Raw genomic sequence first — 18,671 nt, forward strand, 5'->3', positions numbered from 1 at the left:
AGACTTTTCTGTGGTGGCACGCAGATAGTTGTCAAGATTATGTGACAGCCATCAGGCTTTTCAAACCTGAAAATCACCGAAAATGCGCGACGGCGGTCAAACCGTAACGATAACTTTACGAATTAAAGAGAAATTTCCTACGCGCAGGCCATTCAACCTGCTGCACATCAACCCGCTCTCAGGTAATTCTGAGTCCATCGCTGGACATAACAAGAACGAATTCCCCTAGCAGGAGAGCAGTATGAAGCAGACGCAATACGTGGCCCGCGAGCCCGATGCGCAAGGTTTTATCGACTACCCCGCCGAAGAACACGCGGTGTGGAACACGCTGATCACTCGCCAGTTGAAAGTGATCGAAGGGCGTGCCTGCCAGGAGTATCTGGACGGTATCGAAAAACTCGGTCTGCCCCACGACCGCATTCCGCAACTCGGCGAGATCAACAAGGTGCTCGGCGAGACCACCGGTTGGCAGGTCGCGCGGGTTCCGGCGCTGATTCCCTTCCAGTTTTTTTTTGAATTGCTCGCCAGCAAGCAGTTTCCCGTCGCGACTTTTATCCGTACCCGCGAAGAACTGGACTACCTGCAAGAGCCGGACATTTTCCACGAGATTTTTGGCCACTGCCCGCTGCTGACCAACCCGTGGTTCGCCGAATTCACCCACACCTACGGCAAACTCGGCCTGCAAGCGACCAAGGAAGAACGCGTGTACCTGGCGCGTCTGTACTGGATGACCATCGAGTTCGGCTTGGTCGACACCCCGCAGGGCAAACGCATCTACGGCGGCGGCATTCTGTCTTCGCCCAAAGAAACCGTTTATTCGCTGTCGGACGAGCCTGAGCATCAAGTCTTCGATCCACTCGAAGCAATGCGCACGCCATACCGCATCGACATCCTGCAACCGCTGTACTTCGTCCTGCCGAACCTCAAGCGCCTGTTCGACGTGGCCCATGAAGACATCATGGCCATGGTCAAACAAGGCATGCAGCTGGGCCTGCATGCGCCGAAATTTCCGCCAAAGCCGAAAGCGGCCTGAGCAGAACCCGCTCGCGACTTGCGTGCAAAGATAGTAATTTCCAACAAGAATCGAATTCAGGAACCGACCATGTCCACATTGAACCAAGCCCACTGCGAAGCCTGCCGCGCCGATGCGCCACAAGTCAGCGACGAAGAACTGCCGATCCTGATCAAGCAGATCCCTGACTGGAACATCGAAGTTCGCGACGGCATCATGCAGCTGGAGAAAGTTTTCCTGTTCAAGAACTTCAAGCACGCGCTGGCCTTCACCAACGCCGTCGGTGAAATCTCCGAGGCCGAAGGTCACCACCCGGGTCTGCTGACCGAGTGGGGCAAAGTCACTGTGACCTGGTGGAGCCACTCGATCAAAGGCCTGCACCGCAACGACTTCATCATGGCCGCGCGCACTGACGAAGTGGCCAAGACTGCAGAAGGACGCAAGTAATGCACTTCGACGCCATCGGCCGGGTACCCGGCGACCCGATCCTCGGCTTGATGGAGGCGTATGCGCAGGACTCCAACCCGCGCAAATTCGACCTGGGCGTTGGCGTCTACAAGGATGCCCAGGGCCTGACGCCGATCCCTGAAGCGGTGAAAATCGCCGAAGCGCGACTGGTCGAAAGCCAGGACACCAAGACCTACATTGGCGGCCACGGCAACCCGCTGTTCGGCAAAGTCATCAACGAGTTGGTGCTTGGCGCCGATTCGAAGCTGATCGCCGAACAACGCGCCGGCGCCACTCAGACGCCGGGCGGCACCGGTGCCCTGCGTCTGGCGGCGGACTTCATCGCCCAATGCCTGCCAGGCAAAGGCGTGTGGTTGAGCAACCCGACCTGGCCGATTCACGAAACCATTTTCGCCGCGGCCGGGGTCAAGGTCAGTCACTACCCGTATGTGGGCAGCGACAACCGCCTCGACGTCGAAGCCATGCTCGCCGTGCTCAATGAAGTGCCGAAAGGTGATGTGGTGCTGCTGCACGCGTGCTGCCACAACCCGACCGGTTTCGACTTGAACCACGACGACTGGCAGCGCGTGCTTGATGTGGTGCGCAGCCGCAATCTGCTGCCGCTGATCGACTTTGCCTACCAGGGTTTTGGCGACGGTCTGGAGCAGGATGCATGGTCGACACGGTTGTTCGCCGCTGAACTGCCGGAGTTGCTGATCACCAGTTCCTGCTCAAAAAACTTCGGCCTGTATCGTGATCGCACGGGTGCGCTGATTGTCTGCGCGAAAACCGCCGACAAGCTCATCGACATCCGCAGCCAACTGGCCAACATCGCCCGCAACTTGTGGTCGACACCGCCGGATCACGGTGCTGCGGTGGTCGCGACGATCCTCGCCGATCCAGAGCTGAAAGCGCGCTGGGCCGATGAAGTGGAAGCCATGCGTTTGCGCATTGCGCAACTGCGCAGCGGTCTGGTTGAAGCGCTGGAGCCTCACGGTCTGCGCGAGCGCTTTGCGCACATTGGCGTGCAGCGCGGCATGTTCTCTTACACCGGCCTGTCGCCGGAGCAAGTGCAACAACTGCGTGAGCATCACAGTGTGTACATGGTCAGCTCAGGCCGGGCGAACGTCGCCGGCATCGACGCCACGCGCCTCGCGCTGCTGGCCGAAGCAATCGCCAACGTCAGCAAATAACACCGCAATCCCCCTGTAGGAGCTGCCGAAGGCTGCGATCTTTTGATCTTGATTTTAAAAACACAGATCAAAAGATCGCAGCCTGCGGCAGCTCCTACATTTGTTTTGTGGTGACCTTTGGTTTTGCGCGCCCCTGCGGCCATCTGTCGCATTATTTTCAATTAAAAGTCTGATTGTCATTTTTCCTGCTGTATCCTGCGCAGGCTTTGTAAAAGCGCGGATCTACCAGATCTATCAACAGACTTAGCGAGGAGCGCAACCATGCACGAGATTCCTAATCTCCCCTTCCCAAGCCTGCACGTACCTGAGCAGACGACCACGCAACAAGCCGGCGCCCAACAGCCCGAGCCGAAAGAAGCCGTTGAGAGCCGTCCGGCCGACAACGAAGAGTAAGACCCCGTCGTACAGACCGTGTGGAAAGCGCTAACATGCGCTTTCCACACTGCCTGAACCCCGAGCCCGCCATGACCGACGAATTCTCTGAAAGCCAAGCTGCCGTACTGATCGGCGCCACCGAGAAGATGATCGAGATCTGGAACCGCCTCTCCCCGGAAAAACGCGCCGCCCTGCTCGCCCGTTTCGGCAGCGAAGAAAACGCCCTGGCCGCCCTGGTCACCACGCAACTGGTTGCCCCGGACAAATCCTGAAGCCGCCACCCGGCAAATAGTTTTACTTTTCCCGCCCCAGACGCGTCCGCGCCGGTATCATAAGCAGCCTATCTAATCTGCCGCCCCCCGTGGATCGTTACCCATGTCGTCCTCTATGTCCGAACCCCAGCGTCCCCTGGCGGTCACGCTGCAAGTCGTTTCCATCGTCCTCTTCACCTTCATCGGTTACCTGAACATCGGCATTCCGCTGGCGGTGTTGCCGGGTTACGTGCACAGCGACCTCGGTTTCGGTGCGGTGATCGCCGGCCTGGTGATCAGCGTGCAATACCTCGCCACCCTGCTCAGCCGCCCGTATGCCGGCAAGATCATCGACAACAAGGGCAGCAAACGTGCGGTGATGATTGGTTTGGCCGGATGCGGCTTGAGCGGGGTGTTCATGCTGATCTCGGCGTGGACACCGAACATGCCGATGCTCAGCCTGATCAGTTTATTGATCGGTCGACTGGTGCTGGGCAGCGCCGAAAGTCTGGTCGGTTCCGGTTCAATTGGTTGGGGCATCGGCCGGGTTGGCGCAGCGAACACCGCCAAGGTGATTTCCTGGAACGGTATCGCCAGTTACGGCGCCCTCGCGATCGGTGCACCGTTCGGTGTCTGGCTGGTCGACAAACTGGGGTTGTGGAGCATGGGCGTCAGCATCATCTTGCTGGCGATCATTGGTTTGCTGCTGGCGTGGCCGAAAACCGCCGCACCGATTGTCGTCGGTGAACGCCTGCCCTTCATGCATGTGCTCGGTAAAGTATTTCCCCACGGCTGCGGTCTGGCGCTGGGCTCGATCGGTTTCGGCACCATCGCTACCTTCATCACCCTGTATTACGCCACCCAGCATTGGGACAACGCCGTGCTGTGCCTGAGCCTGTTCGGCGCCAGCTTCATCGGTGCGCGCCTGCTGTTCGGCAACTTGATCAACCGCCTCGGCGGCTTCCGCGTGGCGATTGCCTGTCTGTCCGTGGAAACGCTGGGCTTGCTGCTGCTGTGGCTGGCCCCGGATGCGCACTGGGCATTGGCCGGTGCAGCGTTGAGCGGTTTCGGTTTCTCGCTGGTGTTCCCGGCGCTGGGCGTAGAAGCGGTGAATCTGGTGCCTGCGTCCAGCCGTGGCGCAGCGGTCGGCGCCTATTCGCTGTTCATCGATTTGTCGCTGGGGATCACCGGGCCATTGGCCGGCGCGATTGCGGCAGGATTCGGCTTTGCCTCGATCTTCCTCTTCGCCGCCCTCGCCTCGCTAAGCGGATTGGCCCTGAGCGTCTATCTGTACAAGCACACCGCCAAGTATCGCGAAGACTAGAAATCCACCTTGCCGCGCCCGGCCTTGATGCTGCCGCGCTTGGTTTTCGATTCGAGCCGACGCTTCTTTGAACCAAGGGTCGGCTTGGTCGGGCGGCGTTTCTTTTCGACTTTGGTGGCACTGAGAATCAACTCGACCAGACGCTCCAACGCATCGGCGCGATTGGCTTCCTGCGTGCGGTATTGCTGGGCCTTGATGATCAACACGCCATCGCTGGTGATGCGACTGTCGCGCAACGCCAGCAAGCGCTCCTTGTAAAACTCGGGCAACGACGAGGCCGGAATATCGAAGCGCAGATGCATGGCGCTGGAGACCTTGTTGACGTTCTGTCCGCCGGCGCCTTGCGCGCGGATGGCGGTCAATTCGATCTCGGCATCCGGCAGATGCACGTTGTTGGAAATCACCAGCATGGAAAAGCGTCCGTATTCAGAGCGCACAGGATACGCCATGAACCCTGTAGGAGCTGCCGCAGGCTGCGATCTTTTGATCTTTTAACAAGCAAGATCAAAAGATCGCAGCCTGCGGCAGCTCCTACAGGGCGAATGTGCAGAAATGACAAACCCGGCACTTTGGCCGGGTTTGTCGTTTCTGCGCGCGCGGTTACTTGGCGGTCGCAGGCAACGCAGTTTGCGCACTGCGCTTGTTCTTGATCACGTAGCAAACCCACATGAACACGACCCACACCGGAATCGCGTACACCGAGATCTGAATCCCCGGGATCAGCAGCATCACGCCAAGGATGAACACCACGAACGCCAGGCAGACATAGTTGCCGTACGGGTACCACAGCGCCTTGAACAGCGGCGTCTGCTTCGTCTTGTTCATGTGCTGACGGAACTTGAAGTGCGAGAAGCTGATCATCGCCCAGTTGATCACCAGCGTCGCAACCACCAGCGACATCAGCAGTTCCAGCGCGCTGTGCGGGATCAGGTAGTTGAGCAACACGGCAATCACGGTCACCGCTGCCGAGGCCAGAATCGAACGCACCGGCACACCACGCTTGTCGATCTTCGCCAGGCCTTTCGGCGCATCGCCCTGCTCGGCCATGCCCAGCAGCATACGGCTGTTGCAGTAGGTGCCGCTGTTGTACACCGACAATGCCGCAGTCAGTACCACGAAGTTGAGGATGTGTGCGGCGGTGCTGCTGCCGAGCATCGAGAACACTTGCACGAACGGGCTGCCGCTGTACGAATCGCCGGACGCGTTGAGGGTTTCCAGCAGGCTGTCCCACGGGGTCAGCGACAGCAGGATGACCAGCGCGCCGATGTAGAAAATCAGGATGCGGTAGATGACCTGATTGATCGCTTTCGGGATCACGGTTTTCGGCTTGTCGGCTTCCGCTGCGGTGAAACCGAGCATTTCCAGACCGCCGAAGGAGAACATGATGATCGCCATGGCCATCACCAGACCGCTGACGCCGTTGGGGAAGAACCCGCCGTGCGACCACAGGTTGGTTACCGATGCTTGCGGGCCGCCGTTGCCGCTGACCAGCAGGTAGCTACCGAGCGCAATCATGCCGACGATTGCCACGACCTTGATGATCGCGAACCAGAATTCGGCCTCACCGAAGACTTTGACGTTGGCCAGGTTGATCGCGTTGATCAGTACGAAGAAGGCTGCTGCAGACGCCCAGGTCGGGATGTCCGGCGCCCAGTAGTGAATGTACTTGCCGACCGCCGTCAGCTCCGACATACCCACCAGAATGTACAGAATCCAGCAGTTCCAGCCCGAGAGGAAACCGGCAAAGCCGCCCCAGTACTTGTGCGCGAAATGACTGAAGGAACCGGCCACCGGCTCTTCAACAATCATCTCGCCCAACTGGCGCATGATCATGAAGGCGATGAAGCCGCAGATGGCGTAGCCGAGGATCATCGACGGGCCGGCGGATTTCAGTACCCCGGCCGAGCCGAGGAACAATCCGGTACCGATCGCGCCACCGAGGGCGATCAGTTGAATGTGGCGATTTTTCAGGCCGCGTTTCAGCTCGCCTGATTGCGAGGGTTGTCCACTCATGAAAAAGGTCTCACGCAAGGTTTGATGATGTTCAGTAGACGTTGCTGCAAGGTTGCGATTTCAAGCAGCCCCGATCAAACCCCAGCGCAGGCACCAGGAGTTCAGCTTATTTACAACGGTCATGCGTCACCTGTTTGTTTTTATCTGTGACGAAATCGAACCCGACACGCTTGTGGCGCGGCGGAGTGAACAAGGCGGATGGCCTTGAGGTTGCGCGATTACGCAGAGGGTCACAGTTAAAACGCGGCGCATTGTACACCGCTAACCCCCTGCTGCCAGACCCCGCTGGATCAGCGTGGCGGTTGCCGGGATTGCGTGTGTCCGCCTCGGGAGGCCCGAGCGGCTGCAAAAAATGAGTCAGGCCTTTGCGGGCCATCGACGAGGACGAGGAAAAAACCGTCCCACGGAGAGAAGTGGAGATCAGTCACGGCGTTCATTGCGCCTCCTTCTTGTTATGCACCTGCACGGCAGGCATGGGGCGCATCTCACCCTGCAAACGTCGCTGAAACAAGCGCGCCAGAGCCGCGCACGGTGGCCGAACGGCGGGCTTGCGGCAGCTTTTCCTTACAGCGCCGGATCAAGGATGGTTCCACTGGGGTTTAGCGCACTTTCCGTAAATATTTCTTTACGATGCGTAACGCAATATTGCCAATTCAGAAATATCTGTAGGACGTCTGCAAATTGACGGTGGCTGTCGTGCGCATCCAAAGGCTCGGATAGTTTTCTGTTTTTAAATGAGAAAACCACCCCAGAAAAACGGAATAAAAAGTCTATTTAAAAATTAAATAAATAATTTTTTGCATAACAAAAAACCCTCAACTAGGTTCTTCACGTCTCGCCGGACAACTGACCGGCCAGTCACAACCGTGAAAAAACCATCTGGGAGATCGACCATGCAAGCACTGGAAAAAGACTTGGATACCGAACTGCAACTGGACGAATGGTTTGAAGCACCGACCCACGAAGCCGCCGTGGAAATGATGCAAGCCGACGCGGTGGTTCCGTTCGGCACGGCGATGTGGCCTCTGTAAGACATCCCCGGGCAGGCACGATCCGGCCGGTCGTGCCTGCCGCTTTTCTTCTCGGTCAGTCAGGGAGGACTCATGGATAAGCCCCGCGCGATCTCGCATTTCCTTTACTACCTCGAACATCACCCAGCCCTCGCCGGCCTCGATTCGGCGCGGGTTTTGCTCGGCCACACGGAGGATTACCAGGCACTGACCGGCGCCATCGCCGAACAGGCCGGTGATCATCCACGCTTCCAGTTCAGCGCTCGACGCCTGGATCTGGAAAGCACCGCAGCGCTGACTTCGGCGATTACCGACAGCGATCTGTACATTTTCTTCTACGACTCTTCCACCCTGCCCCATCCACGCCCTGACGGCCCGGAGTTTGTCCGTGCACTGCAAAGCGTGATGGCGGAAAACTGGAAGAAGTCGCTGCTGTTCAAGGATTACGGTGATTATTTCTACGACACCTTCAGTGTCACGCCGCAGCGGATTGCCGGATTGAACAGCCATTTGATCCAGCGTATGTCCCACGCGACCACGCTGAGTTTCAAGGACGACGAAGGCTCATGGTTTGAAACGCCGCTGAGCAGCATCAAGAAATGGACCGACATCAACGGCGTCGGCAACTTCGACCTGGCGCCCGGCGAAATCGCCACGCACAGTGAAGCGATCAATGGCCATGTGAAGTTCAAAGGTACGTTTCTCAGCACCATTCCGTTTGCGCGCAAATACGGCGTGCTGGAATCACCGCTGGAGTTGTGGATCGAGAACTCGACCATCAGCCGTATCGCCACGGATGTGCCGGGGCTGGAGCATGATTTCAACAAGTACCTGGACGCCAATCCGTCGAACCGGCGCATCGAGGAATTGGGGATCGGCACCAATGAAGGCGTGAAGGATTTGTATGCACGCAATGCCGGGTTTGAGGAGCGACATTGTGGGTTGCATCTGGGATTGGGCGGCGGGGCCAAGGGCAGTCATCACCTGGACCTGATCTTCTCGGGCGGTGTTTTGGCGCTGGATGACAAACCTGTGTTTGATGGCCGCTTTGTCTTTTAAGGCTGGAATTGACGGGACTGCTTCCGGCCTCATCGCGGGCAAGCCCGCTCCCACAGGTTTCATGGGTATACACAAACTCTGTGAACGACAGAAAACCCTGTGGGAGCGGGCTTGCCCGCGATGGGCCCGGCCCAGCCACCACAACACTTTCGTCAGACAAAAAAAAACGCCAACCCTGAGGTTGGCGTTTTTGCTTGAGCTTGAAGCTTGCCGCTAGAAGCTCACAACTGCCTTATTCCGGCTTCTTGCGACCAAACCCCGGACGCTGACCCGAACCTGCCGGAGCACCACGACGCTTGCCCGACGGCTTGTCGCCGTCAACCAGCTTGATGCCCGGACGCTTCGGCGCAGGCTTGGCCGGACGCTTGTTGGTAGTGTCTGCTGGACGATCCGCCACTGGCGTACCGCGACCGGCAGGAGCGCCACGCTCGCCACGTTCAGTGCGACCGTTTGCCGGACGCGGGGCGCGCTCGCCGTCACGGGCGGCAACTGGCTTGCGACCTGGACGCTCGCCTTCGATCTGCGGCTCGCGGCTTGGGCGTGGGCCGGTCGGCGCGCCAGCGGCTGGACGCAGCGTGCGTACGCGCTCGGTCTTGCCCATCGGACGCGACGATTTGCGCTGCATACGCTCAAGCTTGTCTTTGCTCTTGGCGTTCAGTTGCGGCATCGCCACCGGCGTCAGGCCGACTTCAGCACTGAGGATGTCGACTTCGTACTGGCTCATTTCGCGCCAGCGGCCCATCGGCAGGTCCGAGTTGAGGAACACCGGACCGAAACGCACGCGCTTCAGACGGCTGACCACTAGACCCTGCGATTCCCACAGGCGACGAACCTCACGGTTACGGCCTTCCATCACCACGCAGTGGTACCAGTGGTTGAAGCCTTCACCACCCGGAGCCTGCTTGATGTCGGTGAACTTGGCCGGGCCGTCTTCCAGCACCACGCCAGCTTTCAGACGTTCGATCATTTCGTCATCGACTTCACCGCGTACACGCACCGCGTATTCACGGTCCATCTCGTAGGACGGGTGCATCAGGCGGTTGGCCAGTTCACCGTCGGTGGTGAACATCAGCAAACCGGTGGTGTTGATGTCGAGACGACCGATGTTGATCCAGCGGCCTTCTTTCGGACGCGGCAGCTTGTCGAACACGGTCGGACGGCCTTCCGGATCGTCACGGGTGCAGATCTCGCCATCGGGTTTGTTGTACATGATCACGCGGCGAACCGATTCGGCCGCTTCTTCGCGCTTGATCACCTTGCCATCAATGGTGATGGCGTCGTGCAGATCGACACGCAGACCGAGGGTGGCGTCTTTGCCATTGACCTTGATCCGGCCCTGGCTGATCCAGGATTCCACGTCACGGCGCGAGCCGACGCCGATACGGGCGAGGACTTTCTGCAGCTTTTCGCCTGCTGGGCCGATTTCCTGGTCGTCTTTCTGATTAATGTCACTCATCTGGGCACCTCCCGGTGTGGTCTGTTCAGGCGCTCTGAATTGGGCGCCTGAAGCATTGAAATCTGGGTTCTCGGCCGAAGGGATCGGCGAAGGGTCGCAAATCATACGCGGATGTGCGCCATCGCGCATCAGAGACTAGCTGATCAATGGACAGTTATTTCTTTTTCCGCCGGCCGGCGTTACCGAGTTTGATCAGGCGCAACGCGGCTTCGGCGAGCACCGTGCGCTTGTCGTCCTTGTCGAGTTTCTTCCAGGCTTTGATTTCGCGTTTGCTGCGGCCACAGCCGAGGCAGATGTCGTCGGTGAATTTGCAGAGGCTGATGCAGGGGGCTTTTGCTGAACTCATTTGGGTACCTTTGGGAGATCAAAAGATCGCAGCCTTCGGCAGCTCCTACATTGGAATGCGGCCCCTGTAGGAGCTGCCGAAGGCTGCGATCTTTTCGGCGCCCCTCAGTCTTCAAACTCGCGGCGTTCGGCTTCGATGGCTTCGGCCAATGCTCGGGCTTCGGCTTCTTCTTCGCTCAGCTCGGGTTCGGGCGCGGGTTGTTCGAGGGCGGCGACGGCGGCCAACAGCTTTTCGCGGGCTTCGGCGACGCCAAGAATGTCCTCTTCCGGTTCGGCTTCTCGCTCGGTTTCAAGTTCAACTTCAATGACGGGCTCAGCGACCTCGACTTCAGGCTCGGACGTCGGCGCCTCACCATCCGCCGCATCCCGCAGCAAATCGTCGAAGTCGGTCTTGATGCCCTCCTCCATGCTGTCCAGCTCCAGCAGCAAGGTGTGGAAACTGGTTTCTTCCTTCTCTTCCTCCGGCTCGGCGCTGGCGTCGGCTAGTTCTTGCAGACTCTGCGGCACCGGCGCGTCGTCGAAATCGAGCACCGGATCGGTTTCCATTTCGCGCAGTTCGGCGAGTGGCGGCAGGTCTTCGAGGTTCTTCAGGTTGAAGTGATCGAGAAACATCTTGGTGGTGGCAAACATCGCCGGTTTACCCGGCACGTCGCGGTAGCCGACGACACGAATCCACTCACGCTCCAGCAAGGTTTTGACGATGTTGCTGTTCACCGCCACACCGCGCACGTCTTCGATCTCGCCACGGGTGATCGGCTGGCGATAGGCGATCAGCGCGATGGTTTCCAGCAAGGCTCGGGAATAACGCTGCGGGCGCTCTTCCCAGAGGCGGCCAACCCACGGCGAAAACTTCTCGCGGATCTGCAAGCGATAACCGGACGAGACTTCCTTGAGCTCGAACGCACGGCCCTCGCAGGACTTGCCGAGCAGGGTCAGGGCTTTCTTGAAGACTGCCGGCTCGGGCCGTTCGCCTTCTTCGAACAGTTCAAAAAGACGCTCAAGGGATTGCGGCTTTCCCGAGGCCAACAGAAAGGCTTCAAGCAGGGGCGCCAGCTCGCGGGGTTCAGTCAGGTTCATGTTTCGACTCGTTATTCGGCTCGGGCTCGCACGTGGATCGCGGCGAACGGCTCATTCTGCACCAGCTCGACCAAGGATTCCTTGACCAGTTCAAGGATCGCCATAAAGGTCACCACCACACCCAGTCGCCCTTCTTCGGCGGTGAACAGCTCGACAAACGGCACAAAACCGCCGCCCTTGAGCCGTTCCAGCACATCGCTCATGCGCTCACGGGTGGACAGTGCCTCGCGGCTGACCTGGTGGCTTTCAAACATGTCGCCACGGCGCAGCACTTCGGCCATGCACATCAAAATCTCTTCCAGCGCCACGTCCGGCAGCAGCTTGCGCGCCCGGGCTTCCGGGGCGTCGAGCTTGGGCACGACCACATCGCGGCCGACACGGCTGAGGTTGTCGATACCTTCAGCGGCAGCTTTGAAGCGCTCGTATTCCTGCAAGCGGCGGATCAGTTCGGCGCGCGGGTCGTCTTCTTCGTCTTCGACCGTTTCAGCACGCGGCAGGAGCATGCGCGACTTGATCTCGGCGAGCATCGCGGCCATCACCAGATACTCGGCGGCGAGTTCCAGGCGCACCGACTGCATCAACTCGACGTAGCCCATGTACTGACGGGTGATTTCCGCCACCGGGATGTCGAGTATGTTGATGTTCTGTTTGCGGATCAGGTACAGCAACAGGTCGAGCGGGCCTTCAAAGGCTTCGAGGAAGACTTCCAGGGCATCCGGCGGGATGTAAAGGTCCAGCGGCATTTCCATGACCGCCTGGCCATAGACCATGGCAAACGGCAGTTCTTGCTGGGCATCGGCCTGGGGATCGACAACGGTTTCCACTGCGGACATTCAGGCCTCGACCATGAACGGCGTCGGATCGCCGCAACCGACGCGGACCACTTCCGGGTCGTCGCCGGTCAGGTCGATCACGGTGGAGGCTTTGATGCCGCCAAAACCGCCGTCAACGATCAAGTCCACCTGGTGTTCGAGCAATTGGCGCATTTCGTAAGGATCGCTGAGCGGATCTTCATCGCCGGGCATGATCAGGGTCACGCTCATCAGCGGCTCGCCGAGTTCGGCCAGCAGCGCCAGCGCGATCGGATGGCTGGGCACGCGCAGGCCGATGGTGCGCTTCTTTGGATGCAGCAGCAGGCGCGGCACTTCGCGGGTGGCGTTGAGAATAAAAGTGTAAGGCCCCGGCAGGTGCGCCTTGAGAATGCGGAAGGTGCCGGTGTCGATCTTGGCGTAGTTGCCCAGTTGCGACAGGTCGCTGCAGATCAGCGCGAAGTTGTGCTTTTCATCGAGCTGGCGCAGGCGTCGCACGCGTTCGATGGCGGTCTTGTCGCCGATCTGGCAGCCGATGGCGTAGGAAGAGTCCGTGGGATAAACCACCACTCCGCCCTTGCGGATGATCTCGACCGCCTGTTTTATCAGGCGCGCTTGTGGGTTTTCCGGATGGATCTGGAAAAATTGACTCACATTCTCTACCTGTTCAGACGGCGGCAATATCTGTGTCATGTTTGAACCGACACCACAGGGGTGGAAGGTCCTCGGGAACCGGCCGGTACTGGCCGATCTCGGACCAGCCGCCAGGGCCATGGAAGTCACTGCCGGCACTGACCAGCAGACCGAACTCACGGGCAAGGATTGCCAGGCTGCCCACCTGTTCCGCAGGCTGGTGGCCATTGACCACCTCGATTGCATGCCCGCCTGCTTGAATATAGTCGGCAATCAGCTTTCGGCGCTTGCTGCGGGTGAAATCGTAGTGCCACGGATGCGCCAGGCTGACCCAGGCATTGGCGGCGCGCAGCGTGCCCACGGTGTCTTCCAGCGTCGGCCAGTGCAGCTTGACGTCGCCCAGCTTGCCGGCGCCGAGCCATTTGCGGAATGCCTCGGCGCGATCCTTGACGAAACCTTCGCGGACCATCCAGTCGGCGAAATGCGGACGGGCCGGGGCGTTGCCGCTGTCGCCCAGCTCCTGCTGGATTTTCCGCGCGCCGTCGAGGGCCCCGGGCATGCCCTTGAGGGCGAGCTTGCGGCTTATTTCTTCCGACCGCAGCCAGCGGCCATCGTGCAATTTGGCGATGGCCTCGACCAACGGCGCGGCGTTGACGTCGAATCCGTAGCCCAACACGTGGATGGTCGCGCCGCCCCAGGTGCAGGACAATTCGACGCCGTTGACCAGTTGCATGCCCAACTCATTGGCAGCCACACGCGCTTCGGCGAGGCCTTCGAGGGTGTCGTGGTCGGTCAACGACAGGACTCGCACGCCGTTTTCGAACGCACGCGCAACCAGAACCGCAGGCGCCAGGGCGCCATCGGAGGCCGTGCTATGGCAGTGCAAATCAACATTCACGGGGAGTTGTAACCTCAAATCAGCTGGCGCTATCGCGCGCCCATATGTTTGTTATTATGCCGCCACATCCAGCTTCTGGCTCTCACTGTGAAACAATTCATCGATTTCATCCCGCTTCTGCTGTTCTTCATCGTTTACAAACTTGATCCACGGGTCGTCGACATCGCTGGCCATGAAGTCACTGTAGGCGGTATTTACAGCGCCACCGCGATGTTGATCATCAGCTCCCTGGTAGTGTACGGCGCGCTTTTCATCAAACAGCGCAAGCTGGAAAAGAGCCAATGGCTGACCCTGATCGCCTGTCTGGTGTTTGGCAGCCTGACGCTGACCTTCCACAGCGAGACCTTCCTGAAATGGAAAGCGCCGGTGGTCAACTGGCTGTTCGCCCTCGCGTTCATCGGCAGCCACTTCATCGGTGACCGCCTGCTGATCAAACGCATCATGGGCCACGCGCTGACCCTGCCGGATCCGGTCTGGACCCGCCTGAACATCGCCTGGATCGTTTTCTTCCTGTTCTGCGGCGCGGCGAACCTGTTCGTCGCCTTCACCTTCCAAAGCTACTGGGTGGACTTCAAGGTGTTCGGCAGCCTGGGCATGACCGTATTGTTCCTGGTCGCACAGGGCATTTACCTGTCGCGCCACCTGCACGATGCCGATACCACAACAACACCAAAAACCGAGGACTGACATGCTCTACGCAATCATTGCCACCGACGTCGCCAACTCACTGGAAGCACGCCTGGCCGCGCGCCCTGCGCATCTGGAACGCCTGCAAGCGCTCAAGGGCGAAGGCCGCATCGTATTGGCCGGCCCGCACCCGGCCGTCGACAGCAATGACCCGGGAGCAGCGGGTTTTACCGGCAGCCTGATCGTCGCCGAGTTCGATTCCCTGAGCGCTGCTCAAGCGTGGGCTGATGCTGATCCGTACATCGCCGCTGGCGTGTATGCCAATGTCGTCGTCAAACCATTCAAACAAGTCCTGCCTTAAGGCTGAAGACAGGGCCTTACAGGGTTACTGTGACAAAGGGGATTCCTGTGGTGAGGGGATTTCTGTGGCGAGGGGATTTATCCCCGTTGGGTGGCGAAGCCGCCCCAATGCCATCCAATGCGGTGTGCCTGACACACCGCATGCTCCCATTTCAGGACTGCTACGCAGTCCAACGGGGATAAATCCCCTCGCCACAAATAGTCATCTGGCTCAAATACTCATCTGTCCAAAAATACCCACCTGCCACAAAACCCTCATCTGCCACAAAAATCCCATCAGCCACCAACATCACCTCCCGCGCACTGAACCTTCTCGCCTCTCACCCATCTCAATCGCTCATTATTCTCGTTTGCCTGCCGACAACCTGCCCAATATCCATTTGGAAGCAGGTGTCGCGATGCGCAAGGGTCCGTTGTGTCTGATGTTGGTGACGTTGTCGATCATGGCGCCCGCCCATGGTGAGGAAACCACCGAAGGCGGCAGCTCCACGCCATTGTCGTTAAGCGCCGGCAGCCAGATCACCGAGCTGCAACAGCGCCTCAAAGCGAGCGAGCAGCAGCGGGAAGAGTTGAATAAACAACTGCAAAGTGCCGACACTGCACGCGAAAGCGCTCAGCTCGCCCGACTGCGCCAAGAGAACCAGCGCCTCAAGCTGCAACTCAAGGAAGCCCAGGCCAGCCCGCTGCCGCGCTTGCTGACCGATCAGCAGCAGTGGTTCGTCACGGGAGCCGGAGTAGCGCTATTGGCGCTGCTCTGCGGTATCTTTGCCAGTGGAGCAAGCCGAAAACGTCGGCAATGGCTAAATTGAGTGAGTCATGAGCGAGCTGTTATTGATTGATGATGACCAGGAGTTGTGTGAACTCCTGAGTAGCTGGTTGAGCCAGGAAGGCTTCCAGGTGCGCGCCTGCCACGACGGCCAGAGCGCCCGCAAGGCGTTGGCCGAAACCGCCCCGGCGGCGGTAGTGCTGGACGTCATGCTGCCCGACGGCAGCGGTCTGGAGTTGCTCAAGCAATTGCGCAGCGACCATGCCGACCTGCCGGTGCTGATGCTCTCGGCCCGTGGCGAGCCGCTGGACCGTATCCTCGGCCTGGAGCTCGGCGCCGATGATTATCTGGCCAAACCGTGCGACCCGCGCGAGCTGACCGCTCGCCTGCGCGCCGTGTTGCGCCGCAGTCACCCGGCCGCCGTGTCGACGCAGCTGGAACTGGGCGACCTGAGCTTCAGCCCGGTGCGCGGCGTGGTCAGCATCGACGAGAAAGAACTGACCCTCACCGTGTCCGAAAGCCGCCTGCTCGAAGCGCTGCTCAAACAGCCGGGTGAGCCGCTGGACAAGCAGGAACTGGCGCAGCTCGCCCTCGGCCGCAAGCTGACCCTGTATGACCGCAGCCTCGACATGCACGTCAGCAACCTGCGCAAAAAGATCGGCCCGCACCCGGATGGCCGCCCACGCATCGTCGCCCTGCGCAGCCGCGGTTACTACTACAGCCTCTGAACCGCACACATCCCCCGGCCAACGATAACCGACGCCTCCCCCTGTAGGAGCTGCCGAAGGCTGCGATCTTTTGATCTTGTTTTTAAAAGACAGATCAAAAGATCGCAGCGTGCCGCAGCTCCTACAGGGATATGTGTAAGGTTGATGACGAAACGTCTTTACCCAAGCTTTACGCAGTGCTGACCGCCGCTGACCTTGATCTCCGTAATCTGAACTCATCCGGAACGTACCGGGAACGAGACAAGGAGATACACCATGCGCAAGACTCTTATCGCTCTGATGTTCGCTGCCGCTCTGCCAACCGTCGCCATGGCCATGCCGCAAGATGGCGGCCCGATGGGTGGCCCGCTCGACGGCCCACGCCACGGCGGTCAGATGCACGGCATGCACGGCAAAGGCCCGTACAGCCAACTCGACCTGTCCCGCGAACAACGCGAGCAGATCCGCAAGATCATGGGCGAGCAGATGCACGAGCGTAAGCAAGTGGTCGACAAGTACCTGGAAAAACTCTCGCCGGCTGACCAGAAAGCCATGAAAGACGAGATGGCAGCCAACCACAAGAAAGCCGAGACCGATGTGCGTGCGGTGCTGAAACCGGATCAACAGAAAAAATTCGACGAGATCCAGAAGAAACAGGCCGAACGCCGCGCTGAATGGGCCGAGTTCAAGGCGTGGAAAGCGCAACAGCCGCAAAAAGCGCAATAATGTTCTGACCATGGCCCGACGGCTAACCCCGTCGGGCCTGTTTGCACTTGCCCCTGTAGGAGCTGCGGCACGCTGCGATCTTTTGACTGTGGGACGCAGAGCGTCCCCGGCTGCATTTCCACGCAGAGCGTGGGAACGATCAGATCGCAGCGTGCCGCAGCTCCTACAGAGGTTTATGTTTGATTGAGGATTTTCTGTGCGTTCATTGTTCTGGCGTATTCTCGCGAGCTTCTGGCTGGCCATCGCTCTGGTGGCCGGGTTGTCGATTCTGCTCGGGCACATGCTCAATCAGGACGCGTGGATCCTCAGTCGCCATCCGGGCCTCAACAGCCTCGCCGGCGAATGGACGCAGTCATACGAAGCCCAAGGCGAGGAAGCCGCGCAGGACATCCTCGAACAACGCAAACGCCAATATCACATCGACGTCCAGGTGCTCAACGAATCCGGCGATCCGGTGGTGCGCGGCACCTTCCCGCGCCGCGCCGCCGCCTTCGAAGCGCGGCAGAACAACGATGACCGCCGCCTGCCATGGCGGCGCCTGACTGACGAATTCACCAGTGAAAAAACCGGTGACACCTACCTGTTCATCTACCGCATCCCGCACCCGGAACTCGACGCCTGGCACCGCGAAAGCCTGCTCTGGCCATTGAGTGCGTTGGGCATCGCGCTGGTGGTGCTGACCCTGTTCAGTTTGCTGGTGACCTTCTCCATCACCCGCCCGCTCAGCCGTCTGCGCGGTGCTGTACATGATCTGGGGCAGACCACCTATCAGCAGAACAGCCTGGCGAAACTGGCCAACCGCCGTGATGAATTCGGCGTACTCGCCACCGACTTCAACCGCATGGGTGCGCGACTGCAAAGCCTGATCGGCAGTCAACGCCAGTTGCTGCGCGACGTTTCTCATGAACTGCGTTCACCGTTGGCGCGGCTGCGCATTGCCTTGGCGCTGGCCGAACGAGCCAACCCTGAAGAACGCGAAAAGCTCTGGCCGCGCCTGACCCGCGAGTGCGATCGGCTGGAAGCGTTGATCAGTGAGATTCTGGTACTGGCACGGGTCGATGCCGACAACGCCAGTGCGGAAGACGTGGATCTGAATGCACTGCTCGGCACTTTGCAGAAGGACGCGAAACTCGGTTCGCCTGAGCAGACGGTACGTCTGGACGTGGAACCGCATCTGCAACTCAAAGGTTGGCCAACGATGATTGAGCGGGCCGTCGATAATCTTCTGCGCAATGCCCAGCGTTTCAATCCGGAAGGTCAGGCGATTGAAATGCAAGCGTCACGTCAGGGCGAGAAAATTATTGTGAGCGTGCGCGACCATGGGCCGGGCGTGCAGGCCGAACATTTGAGTCAGTTGGGTGAGCCGTTCTATCGGGCGCCGGGGCAGACGGCGGCGGGACATGGCTTGGGCCTGGCGATTGCCCGGCGAGCGGCGGAACGGCATGGCGGGAGTTTGACGTTGGCCAATCATCCGCAGGGCGGGTTTATTGCCAGCCTGGAATTGCCGTTGGTGCCGGGCGCGGTGGTTCAGCCGTAGATTTTCGGTGATGCAAAAAGATCGCAGCCTGCGGCAGCTCCTACAG

Annotated in this window: 22 protein-coding genes; 14 read left to right on the top strand and 8 right to left on the bottom strand. The window is 59.6% G+C overall.

The genetic code is table 11. The features are described from left to right. The first annotated feature begins 241 nt into the window (after positions 1-241). The 6 genes from phhA to ACQ4MY_RS20150 all read left to right on the top strand — a co-directional run bounded on the left by phhA (position 242) and on the right by ACQ4MY_RS20150 (position 4,602). Positions 242-1,033, top strand: coding sequence for a phenylalanine 4-monooxygenase (gene phhA / locus ACQ4MY_RS20125; RefSeq protein WP_440096255.1), 792 nt, complete (start codon positions 242-244; stop codon positions 1,031-1,033). Between the two features lie 69 nt (positions 1,034-1,102). Beyond that, positions 1,103-1,459: a 4a-hydroxytetrahydrobiopterin dehydratase gene (locus tag ACQ4MY_RS20130; protein ID WP_016771115.1), complete on the top strand. Its 357-nt coding sequence runs from the start codon at positions 1,103-1,105 to the stop codon at positions 1,457-1,459. Continuing rightward, the gene (locus ACQ4MY_RS20135) at positions 1,459-2,652 is read left to right on the top strand and encodes an amino acid aminotransferase (RefSeq protein ID WP_440096256.1); all 1,194 of its coding nucleotides are present in this window, start codon (positions 1,459-1,461) and stop codon (positions 2,650-2,652) included. Before ACQ4MY_RS20130 ends, ACQ4MY_RS20135 begins: the two co-directional genes overlap by 1 nt. Before the next feature lie 261 nt (positions 2,653-2,913). Continuing rightward, positions 2,914-3,045, top strand: coding sequence for a hypothetical protein (locus ACQ4MY_RS20140; RefSeq protein ID WP_008088845.1), 132 nt, complete (start codon positions 2,914-2,916; stop codon positions 3,043-3,045). 35 nt (positions 3,046-3,080) lie between these two features. Then, positions 3,081-3,299: a hypothetical protein gene (locus ACQ4MY_RS20145; RefSeq protein WP_008088843.1), complete on the top strand. Its 219-nt coding sequence runs from the start codon at positions 3,081-3,083 to the stop codon at positions 3,297-3,299. 115 nt (positions 3,300-3,414) lie between these two features. Then, the gene (locus ACQ4MY_RS20150) at positions 3,415-4,602 is read left to right on the top strand and encodes an MFS transporter (protein WP_440096385.1); all 1,188 of its coding nucleotides are present in this window, start codon (positions 3,415-3,417) and stop codon (positions 4,600-4,602) included. Here ACQ4MY_RS20150 and arfB read toward each other — a convergent pair. Further along, the gene (arfB, locus tag ACQ4MY_RS20155) at positions 4,599-5,012 is read right to left on the bottom strand and encodes an alternative ribosome rescue aminoacyl-tRNA hydrolase ArfB (protein WP_007920134.1); all 414 of its coding nucleotides are present in this window, start codon (positions 5,010-5,012) and stop codon (positions 4,599-4,601) included. The two genes, ACQ4MY_RS20150 and arfB, sit on opposite strands and share 4 nt — an antisense overlap. Before the next feature lie 190 nt (positions 5,013-5,202). Continuing rightward, positions 5,203-6,615, bottom strand: coding sequence for an amino acid permease (locus ACQ4MY_RS20160; RefSeq protein WP_008088839.1), 1,413 nt, complete (start codon positions 6,613-6,615; stop codon positions 5,203-5,205). 893 nt (positions 6,616-7,508) lie between these two features. Between ACQ4MY_RS20160 and ACQ4MY_RS20165 the strand changes: the two genes are divergently transcribed. Further along, a complete protein-coding gene (locus ACQ4MY_RS20165; RefSeq protein WP_003222780.1) occupies positions 7,509-7,646 on the top strand; it encodes a hypothetical protein in 138 nt (45 codons plus the stop codon). A 72-nt stretch (positions 7,647-7,718) separates the two neighbouring features. Continuing rightward, positions 7,719-8,684 (top strand): hypothetical protein, encoded by a 966-nt coding sequence (locus ACQ4MY_RS20170; RefSeq protein WP_008088831.1) that lies wholly within the window; start codon positions 7,719-7,721, stop codon positions 8,682-8,684. Between the two features lie 232 nt (positions 8,685-8,916). Here ACQ4MY_RS20170 and rluB read toward each other — a convergent pair whose 3' ends face one another. The 6 genes from rluB to ACQ4MY_RS20200 form a co-directional block, all read right to left on the bottom strand. After that, positions 8,917-10,140, bottom strand: coding sequence for a 23S rRNA pseudouridine(2605) synthase RluB (rluB, locus tag ACQ4MY_RS20175; RefSeq protein ID WP_008088830.1), 1,224 nt, complete (start codon positions 10,138-10,140; stop codon positions 8,917-8,919). A 154-nt stretch (positions 10,141-10,294) separates the two neighbouring features. Beyond that, the gene (locus ACQ4MY_RS20180) at positions 10,295-10,486 is read right to left on the bottom strand and encodes a DUF1289 domain-containing protein (protein ID WP_440096257.1); all 192 of its coding nucleotides are present in this window, start codon (positions 10,484-10,486) and stop codon (positions 10,295-10,297) included. 104 nt (positions 10,487-10,590) lie between these two features. Then, positions 10,591-11,562 (bottom strand): SMC-Scp complex subunit ScpB, encoded by a 972-nt coding sequence (gene scpB / locus ACQ4MY_RS20185; protein WP_440096258.1) that lies wholly within the window; start codon positions 11,560-11,562, stop codon positions 10,591-10,593. Between the two features lie 11 nt (positions 11,563-11,573). Further along, positions 11,574-12,272: a segregation and condensation protein A gene (locus ACQ4MY_RS20190; RefSeq protein WP_171057271.1), complete on the bottom strand. Its 699-nt coding sequence runs from the start codon at positions 12,270-12,272 to the stop codon at positions 11,574-11,576. Between the two features lie 123 nt (positions 12,273-12,395). Next, the gene (locus ACQ4MY_RS20195) at positions 12,396-13,025 is read right to left on the bottom strand and encodes an L-threonylcarbamoyladenylate synthase (protein ID WP_038363745.1); all 630 of its coding nucleotides are present in this window, start codon (positions 13,023-13,025) and stop codon (positions 12,396-12,398) included. A 13-nt stretch (positions 13,026-13,038) separates the two neighbouring features. After that, the gene (locus ACQ4MY_RS20200) at positions 13,039-13,902 is read right to left on the bottom strand and encodes a PHP domain-containing protein (RefSeq protein ID WP_008088825.1); all 864 of its coding nucleotides are present in this window, start codon (positions 13,900-13,902) and stop codon (positions 13,039-13,041) included. 87 nt (positions 13,903-13,989) lie between these two features. On the opposite strand from ACQ4MY_RS20200, the gene ACQ4MY_RS20205 reads away from it, so the two are divergent. The 6 genes from ACQ4MY_RS20205 (at position 13,990) to ACQ4MY_RS20230 (ending at position 18,625) form a co-directional block, all read left to right on the top strand. Next, positions 13,990-14,589, top strand: coding sequence for a septation protein A (locus ACQ4MY_RS20205; protein ID WP_158830667.1), 600 nt, complete (start codon positions 13,990-13,992; stop codon positions 14,587-14,589). Between the two features lies 1 nt (position 14,590). Continuing rightward, positions 14,591-14,890: a YciI family protein gene (locus ACQ4MY_RS20210; RefSeq protein ID WP_007919677.1), complete on the top strand. Its 300-nt coding sequence runs from the start codon at positions 14,591-14,593 to the stop codon at positions 14,888-14,890. Positions 14,891-15,287: 397 nt separating this feature from the next. Then, on the top strand, positions 15,288-15,698 hold the full coding sequence (locus ACQ4MY_RS20215) for a translation initiation factor 2 (RefSeq protein ID WP_440096386.1): 411 nt from the start codon (positions 15,288-15,290) through the stop codon (positions 15,696-15,698). Between the two features lie 7 nt (positions 15,699-15,705). Next, positions 15,706-16,383 (top strand): response regulator transcription factor, encoded by a 678-nt coding sequence (locus ACQ4MY_RS20220; RefSeq protein WP_008088822.1) that lies wholly within the window; start codon positions 15,706-15,708, stop codon positions 16,381-16,383. A gap of 255 nt (positions 16,384-16,638) precedes the next feature. Then, entirely contained in the window at positions 16,639-17,088 is a 450-nt protein-coding gene (locus ACQ4MY_RS20225; protein ID WP_123452623.1) for a Spy/CpxP family protein refolding chaperone, read from the top strand. Between the two features lie 196 nt (positions 17,089-17,284). Beyond that, positions 17,285-18,625, top strand: coding sequence for a sensor histidine kinase (locus ACQ4MY_RS20230; RefSeq protein WP_440096260.1), 1,341 nt, complete (start codon positions 17,285-17,287; stop codon positions 18,623-18,625). The last annotated feature ends 46 nt before the right edge of the window (positions 18,626-18,671 follow it).

The sequence above is a fragment of the Pseudomonas sp. SM4 genome (assembly GCF_051913165.1).
GTDB lineage: Bacteria > Pseudomonadota > Gammaproteobacteria > Pseudomonadales > Pseudomonadaceae > Aquipseudomonas.

Coding starts and splice junctions, on each gene's coding strand:
- rluB (WP_008088830.1), bottom strand. CDS start 10,140: ATGAGTGACATTAATCAGAAAGACGACCAGGAAATCGGCCCAGCAGGC.
- phhA (WP_440096255.1), top strand. CDS start 242: ATGAAGCAGACGCAATACGTGGCCCGCGAGCCCGATGCGCAAGGTTTT.
- ACQ4MY_RS20135 (WP_440096256.1), top strand. CDS start 1,459: ATGCACTTCGACGCCATCGGCCGGGTACCCGGCGACCCGATCCTCGGC.
- ACQ4MY_RS20220 (WP_008088822.1), top strand. CDS start 15,706: ATGAGCGAGCTGTTATTGATTGATGATGACCAGGAGTTGTGTGAACTC.
- ACQ4MY_RS20150 (WP_440096385.1), top strand. CDS start 3,415: ATGTCCGAACCCCAGCGTCCCCTGGCGGTCACGCTGCAAGTCGTTTCC.
- ACQ4MY_RS20215 (WP_440096386.1), top strand. CDS start 15,288: ATGCGCAAGGGTCCGTTGTGTCTGATGTTGGTGACGTTGTCGATCATG.
- ACQ4MY_RS20170 (WP_008088831.1), top strand. CDS start 7,719: ATGGATAAGCCCCGCGCGATCTCGCATTTCCTTTACTACCTCGAACAT.
- ACQ4MY_RS20145 (WP_008088843.1), top strand. CDS start 3,081: ATGCGCTTTCCACACTGCCTGAACCCCGAGCCCGCCATGACCGACGAA.
- ACQ4MY_RS20130 (WP_016771115.1), top strand. CDS start 1,103: ATGTCCACATTGAACCAAGCCCACTGCGAAGCCTGCCGCGCCGATGCG.
- ACQ4MY_RS20160 (WP_008088839.1), bottom strand. CDS start 6,615: ATGAGTGGACAACCCTCGCAATCAGGCGAGCTGAAACGCGGCCTGAAA.
- ACQ4MY_RS20225 (WP_123452623.1), top strand. CDS start 16,639: ATGCGCAAGACTCTTATCGCTCTGATGTTCGCTGCCGCTCTGCCAACC.
- ACQ4MY_RS20165 (WP_003222780.1), top strand. CDS start 7,509: ATGCAAGCACTGGAAAAAGACTTGGATACCGAACTGCAACTGGACGAA.
- ACQ4MY_RS20140 (WP_008088845.1), top strand. CDS start 2,914: ATGCACGAGATTCCTAATCTCCCCTTCCCAAGCCTGCACGTACCTGAG.
- ACQ4MY_RS20210 (WP_007919677.1), top strand. CDS start 14,591: ATGCTCTACGCAATCATTGCCACCGACGTCGCCAACTCACTGGAAGCA.
- scpB (WP_440096258.1), bottom strand. CDS start 11,562: ATGAACCTGACTGAACCCCGCGAGCTGGCGCCCCTGCTTGAAGCCTTT.
- ACQ4MY_RS20180 (WP_440096257.1), bottom strand. CDS start 10,486: ATGAGTTCAGCAAAAGCCCCCTGCATCAGCCTCTGCAAATTCACCGAC.
- arfB (WP_007920134.1), bottom strand. CDS start 5,012: ATGCTGGTGATTTCCAACAACGTGCATCTGCCGGATGCCGAGATCGAA.